Source organism: Stenotrophomonas sp. 22LJNL06-5-1 (genome assembly GCF_056861455.1).
The window spans coordinates 92,893-105,407 of sequence record NZ_JBSPUE010000006.1; the positions used below are offsets into that span (position 1 = coordinate 92,893).

The following is a 12,515-nucleotide window of genomic DNA, read 5'->3' on the forward strand; positions in this document are numbered from 1 at the left end:
CGTGGACTAAAGACGACAATGATAGAGGTTTGCTCCAGGGGTGTCCGTTGCCGGTCTGTCTGCGCAGCGTCAACGGTGGCACTCTTGCGCTCTTTCCCGTGGTCGGAGTGGACGCCATGACCTTGCCCAGCCGCCTGCAGCTGCCGCCCGGCCACTGGCCCAGCCTGCTCGATGGCCTGTGCGCGCGTTTCCCGTGCATCGACCGCGCGCAATGGCAGGACCGCTTCGCCCGGGGCCGTGTGCAGGATGCGCAGGGCAGGGCACTGGCGCCGGACATGCCCTGGCAGGTGGGGCTGGAAATCCAGTACTTCCGCGAGGTGGCCGACGAGCCGGTGATTCCCTTCGCCGAGACCATCCTGCATCTGGATGCGCATCTTCTGGTGGCCGACAAGCCGCACTTCCTGCCGGTGACGCCGGCCGGTGGCTATGTGCGCGAAACCCTGCTGGCGCGCCTGGTCGCACGCACCGGCAACACCGAACTGGCGCCGTTGCACCGCTTGGACCGGCTGACCGCCGGCCTGGTGCTGTTCTCGACCCAGGCAGCCACGCGTGATGCCTACCAGCGGCTGTTCCGCGAACGGCGTATCGAGAAGACCTATGAGGCGCTGGCACCGGCGCTGCCCGGGCTGGCGTTTCCGTTGCAGCGGGACAGCCGTCTGGTGCCGGGGGAGCCGTTCTTCCGCATGGCCGAAGTGCCGGGCGAGCCCAATGCGCGCAGCCGGATCGAGCTGATCGAGGCCGAAGGGCCGGTCTGGCGCTACCGGCTGCGGCCGGAAACCGGCCGCAAGCACCAGCTGCGCGTGCATATGGCGATGCTGGGCGCCCCCATCGAGGGCGATGACCTGTATCCGCTGCTGAGGCCGCGCCCGGATGAAATGGTCGAGTCGCCCCTGCAGCTGCTGGCGCAGGGGCTGGCCTTCGATGACCCGCTGAGCGGGGAGCCCCGGAGGTTCAGCAGCCAGCGCCGCCTGTGCCTGCCCGGCCAGGGCGGGTAGGGCCGTTCAGCGAACCGGGCGTCGGGCCAGCCAGCGGTCCAGCTCGGCGGCGAACAGCTGCCGGTCGCGCGGGCCCAGCGGCGGCGGGCCCCCGGTCTGCACGCCGGCGCCGCGCAGCTCTTCCATGAAATTGCGCATCGACAGCCGCTCGGCCATGTTGTTCGGGGTGTACAGCTGGCCGCGCGGGTTCAGCGCCACGGCCTTCTTCTCCAGCACCAGCGCGGCCAGCGGGATGTCCTGGGTGACGACCAGGTCTCCGGCGGCGACCCGTTCGACGATGGCGCTGTCGGCCACGTCCAGACCCTGGGGCACCTGGATCGAGCGCAGCCAGCGTGAGGGCGGGGTCCGGATCCACTGGTTGGCGACCAGGGTCAGCTCGATGCCAACGCGTTCAGCGGCACGGAACAGGATGTCGCGAATGACGGTGGGGCAGGCGTCCGCGTCCACCCAGATACGGGGGAGGGCGGGTTCAGCTTGGGTTTCAGCTTCAGTCATTTACCCAGTGTAGGGTAGGAAAATCCTGAATGGGGACTCGGGGTTAGCCTCGATCGGCTGCCAGCCCTTGTCACGTCTAGCGGGCGGGGCCAGCCGATGAACGTCCGGGCTATCGCTTTTTGCAGAAAACACGCGTATCGTTCGTCCCACTGTGTTTGCTAGGGTCACCGTGAATCGTGGCCTGGTGCAGTTGATCTCACGATCCGCTCATCGATCCGCTTTACCAACGCCTGCAACTCAGTCTCGGCCCCGATACCCGGTGGCTGCGATTTTTTCAACATGTGTTTCAGGAGTTAGTCAAATGTCTGATCGTCAGACCGGCACCGTCAAGTGGTTCAACGACGCCAAGGGCTTCGGCTTCATCACCCCGGAAAGCGGCCCGGACCTGTTTGTGCACTTCCGTGCCATCCAGGGCACCGGCTTCAAGACCCTGCAGGAAGGCCAGAAGGTTACCTTCATCGCCGTCCAGGGTCAGAAGGGTATGCAGGCTGACCAGGTGCAGGCGGTCTAATCCGTCTGCTACCGTTTGGTAGCCAGAACGCCGGAAGCGAAAGCTTCCGGCGTTTTTTATTGCCTGCCGTTTTGTAGAGTCGAGCTTGCTCGACTGATTTCAACGACAGTCGAGCAAGCTCGACTCTACAAGCGGCATGCACTCTGCGCGGTAGGATGAAATTCCTCCCCAAGGATCACCCCCATGCGTATCGTCCATCACCTGGAAAACTCCCGTTCCCTGCGTGTGCTGTGGATGCTGGAGGAGCTGGGGCTGGACTACGAACTGCGCCGTTATCCGCGTGATCCGAAGACGCTGCTGGCACCGCCGGAACTGCGCAACGTGCATCCGCTGGGCAAGTCGCCGGTACTGCAGGATGGCGAGCTGGTACTGGCCGAGTCCGGCGCGATCCTCGACTACCTCGCGGACCGCTACGACACCCAGCGCCAGCTGTCGCCGTCGCCGATGCCGGCTGATGGTGCCGAGCGCATCGCTTACCGCTACTGGCTGCACTACGCTGAAGGCTCGGCGATGCCGCCGCTGCTGTTGACTCTGGTGATGGGCCGCATCCGCAACGCGCCGATGCCGTTCTTCGCCCGCCCGATCGCGCGCAGCATTGCCGACAAGGCCGAGCGCGGCTTCATCGGCCCGCAGCGACGACTGCACCTGGACTGGATGGAGCGCCGTCTGGCCGAAAGCCCGTGGTTCGCTGGCGAGCGCTTCAGTGCGGCCGACATCCAGATGAGCTTCCCGATCCAGGCGGCCGCCGCGCGCGGTGGTGGCCTCGACGACAAGCCGGCACTGCGTGGCTTCCTCAAGCGTATCGGTGAGCGTCCGGCCTACCAGCGTGCCGAGGCCCACGGCGGTCATCTGCAGGCGCTCAGCGGCAATTGAGGAGGGCGGCCGTCGCCCCCATCTTCAGCACCATGGATACCGACAGCCCCCGTTTCGACAACCGCCTGCTGCAGACCCTGCCGGGCGACCCCGAATCCGGCCCGCGCCGCCGCGAAGTGCTGGGCGCGGCCTGGTCGCCGGTGATGCCGACTCCAGTGACGGCGCCCACGCTGCTGGCCTGGGCGCCGGACGTCGCCGCGATGCTTGGCTTCGATACCGCTGAAGTCGAAAGCGAAGGCTTCGCGCAGGTGTTTGGCGGCAATGCACTGTACGCCGGCATGCAGCCATGGGCAGCCAACTACGGCGGCCATCAGTTTGGCCATTGGGCCGGCCAGCTCGGCGATGGCCGTGCGATCTCGCTGGGTGAACTGGTCGCGCCGGATGGCCGCCACTGGGAGCTGCAGCTGAAGGGTGCCGGCCCCACACCTTATTCGCGCGGTGCTGATGGACGCGCAGTGCTGCGCTCGTCGATACGCGAATTCCTGTGCAGCGAGGCCATGCACCACCTGGGTGTGCCGACCACGCGCGCGCTGTCGCTGGTCGGCACCGGCGACGACGTGGTGCGCGACATGTTCTACGACGGCCATCCGCGTGCAGAGCCCGGCGCCATCGTATGCCGGGTGTCGCCGTCGTTCCTACGCTTTGGTTCCTTCGAACTGCCGGCGTCGCGCGGGGAAACCGCCTTGCTGCGGCAGCTGGTTGATGCCTGCATCGCGCGTGATTTCCCCGAACTGGAAGGGCAGGGAGAGGCGCTGTATGGCGACTGGTTCGCGCAGATCGCGGTGCGTACCGCCGAGATGATCGCGCACTGGATGCGCGTCGGCTTCGTGCATGGCGTGATGAACACCGACAACCTGTCCGTGCTCGGCCTCACACTCGATTACGGCCCCTATGGCTGGGTCGAGGATTTCGATCCGGACTGGACGCCGAACACCACCGACGCGCAGGGTCGCCGCTATCGCTTCGGCACCCAGCCGCAGGTGGCGTACTGGAACCTGAGCCGGTTGGCGCAGGCGCTGTCGCCGTTGTTTGCCGATGTGGCACCGCTGCAGGCTGGATTGGCCGCATACCAGTCCACGTTCGTGGCCTGCACGCGCCGCGACGCCGCAGCCAAGCTGGGCCTGGCCGCGGCCGACGACGACGACCTGCAGCTCTACCTGCGCTGGCAGCAGCTGATGCAGGACGGTGCCATGGACATGACCCTGGCCTGGCGCGCACTGATGCGGATCGATCCGGCGGCACCGGATGCGGCGCTGCTGGACGCGGTGTACTACGACGAGGCACGCCAGCAGGCGGTGCAGGCGCCGTTGCAGCAGTGGCTGCAGGACTACGCGGTGCGGTTGCAGGCCGATCCGCTGTCAGCCACTGAGCGCGCGGGGAAGATGGCTGCAGCCAATCCGCTGTACGTACTGCGCAACTGGTTGGCGCAGGAGGCCATCGACCGCGCCGAACAGGGCGACCTCGGCGGTATTCATGCGTTGCAGGACGTACTGCGCGATCCATACACCGAGCGTGCCGGCCTGGAACACTTCGCCGGCAAGCGCCCGGCGTGGGCAGAAAATCGCGCCGGCTGCTCGATGCTGTCCTGCAGTTCCTGAGGGTGGGTTTCGGCAGGGCTGCGCCCTGCACCTGCAGAGGCCTGGTCAAAGGCCAGAGCAGAAGCTGGATTCCGTGGCTTGGCGGGGCGGTATCGGAGTGCGGGGACGCCGCAAGTACGTCCCTGTAGGCTTGGCAGCCGCATCCATGCGGCTGACACCCCGCACTCCGACACCGCCCCGCCTCCGACAGATTCCGACTGCCGTGGGTAGGTGTCGACCTTGGTCGACACGGTAGATCCACGCCATGCGTGGATGCTCTTCGTTCAATTCTCGAAATATTCGATTTCGATGAAGATTCATCCACGCATGGCGTGGATCTACGACAGATCGCAGGAGACTGTCGAAGGCGGGGTGGGTCCGGTTGCGGGGGCGTGAGCCGCATGGATGCGGCGACCGAGCTTACATGGACGTACTTGCAGCGACCCCCGCAACCGGACCCACCCTGCCATCCCTCGGAATGCGGCTTTTGCTTTCGCTTTTGCTTGCGCGGTGGCCTCTGCAGGTGCCGGGCGCAGCCCGGCCGACCCCCCCCCAACAGGCAGGCGGCGCCCGGAACAGGTACCCTATGCCGCCATCAGATAGCCAATGTGACATGACCGACGCCATCGTCGCTCCGCAGTGGGCCTCCCGCCTGCGCGACATCGCCGACTTCCCCAAGCCCGGCATCCTCTTCAAGGACATCATGCCGCTGCTCGCACATAGCGAGGACTTCCGTGGTGCCATCACCGCGATGGCCGACCGTTGGCGCGACCAGAAGCTGGACGCGGTGATCGGTATCGAATCGCGTGGCTTCATCCTCGGCGCCGCGATGGCGCTGGAGCTGGGCGTGGGCTTCGTGCCGGTGCGCAAGCCGGGCAAGCTGCCGGGCCAGGTGCTGCGCGAGGAATACACGCTGGAATACCGCAGTGACTGCATCGAAGTGCACGCCGATGCGCTGCCGGCCGGCGCTCGCGTGGCGATCATCGACGACGTGCTGGCCACTGGCGGCACGCTGGTCGCTGCGCTGTCGCTGGTGCGCCGCCTGGGCGTTGACGTGGTCGGTGCCGGTGTACTGGTCGAACTGGACGGCCTCGGTGGTCGCGCCCGCTGGGAATCGGATCTGCCGCTGCACACCGAACTGGTGTTCTGATCGAAGGGCAGGTGCCAACCAAGGTTGGCCACTACCAGGTCAGATCGTTGCCAACCGTGGTTGGCAACGCTGCTTCAATCACATCATCCGCACGCGGAAACGACGGCCCTTGATCTTGCCGGCTTCCAGCTTGGCCACGGCCTTGTTGGCCTGCTCACGCGCGATTGCCACGTAGGAGCGGGTCGGGAAGATCGCGATCTTGCCGATGAACTTGCTCGACAGGCCGGCATCACCGGTCAGCGCACCGAGGATGTCGCCCGGGCGCAGCTTGTCGGTCTTGCCGCCGTCAATCCGCAGCGTGCGCATCGCGGCCTGCGGCAGCTCGGCCGGGCGCGAGGTTGCCAGCGGCGTCTTCTGCCAGTCCAGCGGCTGCCCCATCTGCGCTTCGATGGCTTCGGCACGGGTCTTCTCGCGGCCGGCCACCAGACTGATCGCCAGGCCGCTGGCACCGGCACGGCCGGTACGGCCCACGCGGTGCTGGTAGCTTTCCACGTCGGTCGGCAGCTCGTAATTGATCACCGCCGCCAGCTCTTCCACGTCCAGGCCGCGTGCGGCCACGTCGCTGGCCACCAGCACGTTGCAGCTGCGGTTGGCCAGCAGCAGCAGCACTTCCTCGCGGTCGCGCTGTTCCATGTCGCCATGCAGGGCCAGTGCGGAGAAGCCGAACTGCTGCAGCGAGTTGGCCACTTCGTCCACGTCCTTGCGGGTGTTGCAGAACACCACCGCCGACTCCGGCGTGTACTTCAGCAGCAGGCCGGCCAGCGCCTTCTGGCGATGCGCCGGTTCCACATCGCAGAACAGGTGGCGGATGGCCGGTGCCTGGTCGGCGCCTTCCACGGTCACTTCCACCGCATCACGCAGCAGGTCACGCGCCATGGCGCGGATGCTGTCCGGGAAGGTGGCGGAGAACAGCAGGCTCTGGCGATCCCTGTGGGTGCGGCCGGCGATCTCGCGGATCGGCTCCTCGAAGCCCATGTCGAGCATGCGGTCGGCCTCGTCCAGCACCAGCGTGCGCACCGCGCCAAGATTCAGCGCGCGCTTGCGCGCCAGTTCCTGCACGCGGCCGGGCGTGCCGACCACCACGTGCGGGTCATGGCCTTCAAGCGACGCCAGCTGCGGGCCCAGCGGCACGCCGCCGACCAGCAGCAGCAGCTTCAGGTTGGGGATGCCGGTTGCCAGCTTGCGGATCTGCTTGCCGACCTGGTCGGCCAGTTCGCGGGTCGGGCACAGCACCAGCGCCTGCACGCGGATCAGGCTGGGGTCGATGGCTTGCAGCAGGCCCAGGCCGAAGGCGGCGGTCTTGCCGCTGCCGGTCGGCGCCTGTGCGATCACATCGCGGCCATCGAGGATGGCCGGCAGGCTCTGCGCCTGCACGGGGGTGAGGGTGGTGTAGCCGAGGGCATCCAGGCCGGGCTGCAGGGCCGGGCTCAGCGGCAGGGTCGAGAAGTCAGTCATGGCGCATTGTACCCGTCCGGAAGGCAGCTCCCGCCTAATGGGGTGGGGGCGCCATCCACGCGTGGCGTGGATACACCGGGGGGGCATCCACGCATGGCGTGGATCTACTGGTGGGTGCCGACCTTGGTCGGCACGCTCCTGCTCAGCCCAGCACCGCCAGCACACCCTGGTGGATCGCCAGGCCGCCGAACAGCAGCCAGGCGAACAGGATCAGTGCCAGCAGCAGCGGCTTCAGGCCCGCCTGGCGCAGCGCCGAGACGTGGGTGGTCAGGCCCAGCGCGGCCATCGCCATCGCCAGCAGCACCGTATCCAGCTGCACCAGCCCGGCCTGCAGGCCGGCCGGCAGCAGATGCAGCGAGTTGAACCCGGCCACCGCCACGAAACCGAACGCGAACCACGGCACCACGATGCGCGCCCTGCTGCCGTCGGCGCTGGCCTTGCCGCCACGGGCCAGCCACAGTGACAGCGCGATCAGGAACGGCGCCAGCAGCATCACCCGCACCATCTTGGTGATCACCGCCGTGTCGGCCGCCGCTTCGTTGACGGCGCGGCCGGCCGCCACCACCTGTGCCACTTCATGCACCGTCGCACCGGTGAACAGGCCGTACTGCCGCGCGTCCATCGCCAGCCAGCCGTGCGACTGCACCAGTGCATACAGCGCCGGGTACAGGAACATCGCCAGCGTGCCGAACACCACCACCGTCGAGACCGCGACGGTGACATGCGCAGCGCGGCCACGCACCACCGGTTCGGCAGCCATCACCGCTGCCGCACCGCAGATCGCGCTGCCAGCACCGATCAGCATGGCTGCCTCGCGCTCCATCTTGAACACGCGCACGCCCAGCCAGCAGGCCAGGCCGAAGGTGCTGGCCACCACCAGCACGTCCATCAGCACGCCAGTGACGCCGACATGGCCGATGTCCTGGAAGGTCAGGCGCAGCCCGTACAGCACGATGCCGGCGCGCAGCAGCCAGTGCTTGGAAAAGCCGACACCGGCCGCGCTGTTCGGTGCCAGCCGCGGGTAGAACGTGTTGCCGACCACGATGCCGGCGACGATCGCCACGGTCAGCGCGCTCAGGCCATGTGCCTGCAGCCACGGCAGCTCGGCCAGATACAGCGACGCCGCCGCGATCAGGCCCACCAGCAGAAGGCCGGGCAGGCGCGGCTGCCAGCGTTGGCGCAGGGCGGGCAGGGACCAGGGAGAGAGGGCGGGGGCGTTCATGGCAGGGGCAGGGCTGGAGTGATGGGGCAAGCGTGCGCCCGGGACGATGACCTGTAAAACGAATAATATGGGTGAAACCTACCCATCAAGAAGGTAAGTGCCATGCGCCTGACCTTGCGCCAGCTGCAGGTCTTTGTCGCCATCGCCGATCACGGCAGCACTACCGCCGCCGGCCAGGCCATCGCGCTTTCGCAATCGGCCAGCAGCGCCGCCCTGCAGGAGCTGGAAGCCCACTTCGGCACCCCGCTGTTCGACCGCATCGGGCGCCGCCTGGCTCTGAACGGGCACGGTCGCGCACTGCTGGAGCCGGCGCGTACCTTGCTGGTCAACGCCGCCGATCTGGAGCGGCAGCTGGCCGCCGGCGGCGACCCGTCGCAGGGTGCACCGCTGCGGCTGGTGCTGGCCGCCAGTACCACCATCGGCAATTACCTGCTGCCGCCGCGCATTGCCGAACTGCTGCGCCAGGCGCCACAGGCCGAGGTCGACCTGCGCATCGACAACAGTGCCGGCGTGGTCGCTGCCGTGCAGCGCCTGGACGTGGACGCCGGCCTGATCGAAGGCCCGTGCCACGAGCGCGGCCTGCAGGTGACCGCCTGGCAGCAGGACCCGCTGGTGATCGTGGCTGCCGCCGATGCCCCCGCCAGCTGGACGCTGGACGAACTGCGCCGCGCACGCTGGCTGCTGCGCGAGCCCGGCTCCGGCACCCGCGAAGCCGTCGAACAGGCGCTGCTGCCGCACCTGCGCGGCTTCGCCCAGACCCTGCAGTTGGGCAATACCGAAGCGATCAAGCAGGCCGCCATCGCCGGCCTCGGTCTGGCCTGCCTCTCGCGCCACGCGCTGGAAGAACCCTTGGCCCTCGGCCGCCTGCGCGTGCTGGACACCCCGCTGCCGGCCCTGCAGCGCATGCTGTGGCTGGTACGCCACCCGGGCAAGCAGTGGTTGCCGGGGTTGCAGGCGTTGTTGGGGGACGTGGAGTAAGCCATCAGACCCCTAGTCGATTCCATCCATCGACAGTCCCTGCAGCGCTCATCCACGCATGGCGTGGATCTACTGTGTCGACCAAGGTCGACACCCACCAGAGCAGAATGTCGTTCCGACAGATCGCGGGACCCACCCCGCCATCCCACAGGAAACCCGCTTTTGACGTTGCCTTTGAAGTTGCCGGCCAGCGGCCGGCACTACCGCGGGTGCCGGGTGCATCCCGGCCGACGCCCCCAACCCGTACAATATCCGGATGCCTCTGATTACTCTGCAGAACGTCGACTTCAGCGTCGGCGGCCCGTTGTTGCTGGAAAAGGCCGAACTGTCGATCGAGCCGGGCGAACGCATCGCCCTGATCGGCCGCAACGGCGCCGGCAAATCCACCCTGCTCAAGCTGCTGTCCGGCGATCACAAGCCCGATGACGGCGAAGTCCGCGTGCAGCAGGGCGTGCGTGTCACCCGCCTGGAGCAGGAAGTGCCGCACGGCGCTGCCGGTTCGGTGTTCGACGTCGTCGCCGATGGCCTCGGCGAACTGGGCCAGTGGCTGGCCGAATTCCACCACCTCAGCCACGCCGAGGTGTTCGATGGCGAAGCGCTCGGCAACGTGCAGGCCAAGATCGACGCCGCCAACGGCTGGGGCCTGGACCAGCGCGTCAGCGAAACCCTGACCAAGCTCGACCTCGACGGCGAAGCCGAATTCGGCCGCCTGTCCGGCGGCATGAAGCGCCGCGTGCTGCTGGCGCGCGCGTTGGTGTCCAGCCCCGATGTGCTGCTGCTGGACGAACCCACCAACCACCTCGACATCGAAGCCATCGATTGGCTCGAAGCGTTCCTGAAGGGCTGGAGCGGCAGCGTGGTGTTCGTCACCCATGACCGCCGCTTCCTGCGTGCACTGGCCACCCGCATCGTCGAGATCGACCGCGGCCAGGTCACCAGCTGGCCGGGCGACTGGGCCAACTACGAGCGCCGCCGCGAGGAGCGCCTCAATGCGCAGGCGCAGGAAAACGCGCGCTTCGACAAGCTGCTGGCGCAGGAAGAAGTCTGGATCCGGCAGGGCATCAAGGCCCGTCGCACCCGCGACGAAGGCCGCGTGCGCCGCCTGAAGGCGATGCGCACCGAACGTTCGCAGCGTCGCGACCTCAGCGGCAACGTCAAGATGGAAGCCGCGCAGGGCGTCAGCTCCGGCAAGAAGGTCATCGACGTCAAGGACGTTTCGTTCGCCTTCGGCGAGCGCACCATGGTCCGTGATTTCACCACCACCATCCTGCGTGGGGACCGCATCGGCCTGATCGGCCCCAACGGCAGCGGCAAGACCACGCTGCTCAAGCTGCTGCTGGGCGAACTGCAGCCGGCCAAGGGTGAGGTCAATGCGGGCACCAACCTGCAGATCGCGTATTTCGACCAGTACCGCGCGGTGCTGCGCGAAGACTGGAGCGCGATCGAGAACGTGGCCGAAGGCCGCGATTTCCTCGAGTTCAACGGCAAGCGCAAGCACGTGCATGCCTACCTGCAGGACTTCATGTTCACCCCGGAACGTGCGCGTGCGCCGATCACCCGCCTGTCCGGTGGCGAGCGCAACCGCCTGCTGCTGGCCAAGCTGTTCGCGCAGCCGTCCAACCTGCTGGTGATGGACGAACCGACCAACGACCTTGACGTGGAAACCCTGGAGCTGCTGGAAGAGCTGCTGGGCGACTACACCGGCACCCTGCTGCTGGTCAGCCACGACCGTGACTTCATCGACAACGTGGTGACCTCCACGCTGGTGATGGAAGGCGACGGCGTTATCGGTGAGTACGTCGGCGGCTACAGCGACTGGCAGCGCTATGCGGCCAGTGTGGCGACGCCTGCTGCGGCTCCGGCAGCCAAGCCAGTGGTTGCTGCACCGGCCGCCACGGCCGCTGCTCCGGCTGCACCCAAGCGCAAGCTGGCCTACAAGGAAGCGCGCGAGCTGGAGCAGCTGCCGAAGACCATCGAGAAGCTGGAAGGCGACGTCGAAGGCCTGACCTCGGCGATGAACGACCCGTCGTTCTACACCCGCAGCAGCGCCGAAGTGACCGCGCACACCCAGCAGCTGGCCAAGGTGCAGGCCGAACTGGATGCCGCTTACGCGCGCTGGGAAGAGCTGGAAGGCTGAGCGTTGATCGGCGCCAGCAGTGCGCCGATTGATCGGGTGGAGAATCAGTAGATCCACGCCATGCGTGGATCCGGATCTGTGCGGACCAACGGTCCGCACCCACCGAAGCCGGTTACGCCTCCGTACGGACCAACGGTCCGCACCCACCAACCAACGGTCCGCCCCCACCGGGGCCGGCGGTCATTTGACCCCGTGCAGATCCCGCAGCTGGCTCGGCCGGCTGCCGAAATACGCCGCCAGATCGGCGATATCCTGATCACTCAGGTCCTTCGCCTGCGGCGTCATCAACATGTGCTGGCGGTCACCGGCGCGGTAGGCCTGCAGCGCATGGGCCAGATAGTCACCGTACTGCCCACCCAGCTTCGGATAGGTCGGATCGATCGGCGCATTGCCGTCGGCCCCGTGACAGTCGATGCAGCTCTGGTTGGTGGCCTTGCCCTTCACCTTGGCGCGGGCTTCACCGGCGGCCTCGCGGCCCGGCGGCAGGCCGGCAGAGGACGAAGAACCGTGTTCGCCGCTGGCATGGCCCGGGTCGGCGGCGGATTTCTCGCTGTTTTCCACCTGCGACTGTGAACAGGCGGCCAGCAGCAGGGCAACGGACAGGGCGATGGCGTGACGCATCGGATGCGCGGCTTTCGACATGGGCGGGCCTTACTTGACGGTGGACAGGTAAACAGAGAGATCGGCGATCTCCTGTTCGCTGAAACTCATCGACTGCGCCTGCATCGTCGGATGCCGGCGCTTGCCCTGGCGGTACTCGGTCAGGGCCTGGGCCAGGTACTGCTGGGTCTGGCCGCCGATCTTCGGCACCCGGTAACTGGGGTAGGCGTTCTTGTAACCGGTGATGCCATGGCACCCCTGGCAGGTATAGGCCAGGACACGGCCATTGTCGAAGTTGCCGGTGGGGGCGGCAGGCGCCGGCGCAGCGGCGGGAGCCGGGGCCGGGGCGGGTGTGGCAGGAGCAGGAGCGGGCTGTGCGGCGGCCCCAAGGGGCAGGAGGACGGCCAGAGCGAGACAAGCGGCGAGCGGCTGCGGGCGCATGGTGTCGTTTCCGGGGATTCGGGTCTGGTCGTTCCGGCGTGGGGTACGGAACGACCCGAGTATAGCCTCAGGTTTCATCTA

The 12,515-nt window shown here is 67.4% G+C and carries 12 protein-coding genes; 7 read left to right on the forward strand and 5 right to left on the reverse strand.

What is annotated here, in order from left to right:
• The first annotated feature begins 116 nt into the window (after positions 1–116).
• Positions 117–995, forward strand: coding sequence for a pseudouridine synthase (locus AC13GF_RS13975; RefSeq protein WP_483004998.1), 879 nt, complete (start codon positions 117–119; stop codon positions 993–995).
• Positions 996–1,001: 6 nt separating this feature from the next.
• Here the strand turns inward: AC13GF_RS13975 and AC13GF_RS13980 are convergent, their stop codons facing one another.
• Positions 1,002–1,490 (reverse strand): YaiI/YqxD family protein, encoded by a 489-nt coding sequence (locus tag AC13GF_RS13980; protein ID WP_010484520.1) that lies wholly within the window; start codon positions 1,488–1,490, stop codon positions 1,002–1,004.
• Positions 1,491–1,791: 301 nt separating this feature from the next.
• Between AC13GF_RS13980 and AC13GF_RS13985 the strand changes: the two genes are divergently transcribed.
• The 4 genes from AC13GF_RS13985 to AC13GF_RS14000 all read left to right on the forward strand — a co-directional run bounded on the left by AC13GF_RS13985 (position 1,792) and on the right by AC13GF_RS14000 (position 5,601).
• Positions 1,792–2,001 (forward strand): cold-shock protein, encoded by a 210-nt coding sequence (locus tag AC13GF_RS13985; RefSeq protein ID WP_004153307.1) that lies wholly within the window; start codon positions 1,792–1,794, stop codon positions 1,999–2,001.
• Positions 2,002–2,184: 183 nt separating this feature from the next.
• The gene (locus AC13GF_RS13990; RefSeq protein WP_010484523.1) at positions 2,185–2,874 is read left to right on the forward strand and encodes a glutathione S-transferase family protein; all 690 of its coding nucleotides are present in this window, start codon (positions 2,185–2,187) and stop codon (positions 2,872–2,874) included.
• 32 nt (positions 2,875–2,906) lie between these two features.
• The gene (locus AC13GF_RS13995) at positions 2,907–4,472 is read left to right on the forward strand and encodes a protein adenylyltransferase SelO (protein WP_483004999.1); all 1,566 of its coding nucleotides are present in this window, start codon (positions 2,907–2,909) and stop codon (positions 4,470–4,472) included.
• A 592-nt stretch (positions 4,473–5,064) separates the two neighbouring features.
• The gene (locus AC13GF_RS14000; protein ID WP_154348896.1) at positions 5,065–5,601 is read left to right on the forward strand and encodes an adenine phosphoribosyltransferase; all 537 of its coding nucleotides are present in this window, start codon (positions 5,065–5,067) and stop codon (positions 5,599–5,601) included.
• 78 nt (positions 5,602–5,679) lie between these two features.
• Here AC13GF_RS14000 and dbpA read toward each other — a convergent pair whose 3' ends face one another.
• Together dbpA and AC13GF_RS14010 are read right to left on the reverse strand one after the other, a co-directional pair.
• Positions 5,680–7,056 carry an ATP-dependent RNA helicase DbpA gene (dbpA, locus tag AC13GF_RS14005; RefSeq protein ID WP_483005000.1) on the reverse strand — a complete coding sequence of 459 codons (1,377 nt, stop codon included), beginning with the start codon at positions 7,054–7,056 and terminating at the stop codon, positions 5,680–5,682.
• Positions 7,057–7,198: 142 nt separating this feature from the next.
• Positions 7,199–8,278, reverse strand: a complete 1,080-nt coding sequence (locus AC13GF_RS14010) for a YeiH family protein (RefSeq protein ID WP_483005001.1) — start codon at positions 8,276–8,278, stop codon at positions 7,199–7,201.
• 102 nt (positions 8,279–8,380) lie between these two features.
• On the opposite strand from AC13GF_RS14010, the gene AC13GF_RS14015 reads away from it, so the two are divergent.
• Positions 8,381–9,256 carry a LysR family transcriptional regulator gene (locus AC13GF_RS14015; protein WP_483005002.1) on the forward strand — a complete coding sequence of 292 codons (876 nt, stop codon included), beginning with the start codon at positions 8,381–8,383 and terminating at the stop codon, positions 9,254–9,256.
• Positions 9,257–9,512: 256 nt separating this feature from the next.
• Complete coding sequence (locus AC13GF_RS14020; RefSeq protein WP_483005003.1) at positions 9,513–11,393, forward strand: ATP-binding cassette domain-containing protein; 1,881 nt, start codon at positions 9,513–9,515, stop codon at positions 11,391–11,393.
• A gap of 180 nt (positions 11,394–11,573) precedes the next feature.
• Here the strand turns inward: AC13GF_RS14020 and AC13GF_RS14025 are convergent, their stop codons facing one another.
• Both AC13GF_RS14025 and AC13GF_RS14030 read right to left on the reverse strand, forming a co-directional pair.
• Positions 11,574–12,035, reverse strand: a complete 462-nt coding sequence (locus AC13GF_RS14025; RefSeq protein WP_126930619.1) for a c-type cytochrome — start codon at positions 12,033–12,035, stop codon at positions 11,574–11,576.
• A gap of 9 nt (positions 12,036–12,044) precedes the next feature.
• Positions 12,045–12,434: a c-type cytochrome gene (locus tag AC13GF_RS14030; RefSeq protein WP_005413034.1), complete on the reverse strand. Its 390-nt coding sequence runs from the start codon at positions 12,432–12,434 to the stop codon at positions 12,045–12,047.
• Positions 12,435–12,515: the final 81 nt, after the last annotated feature.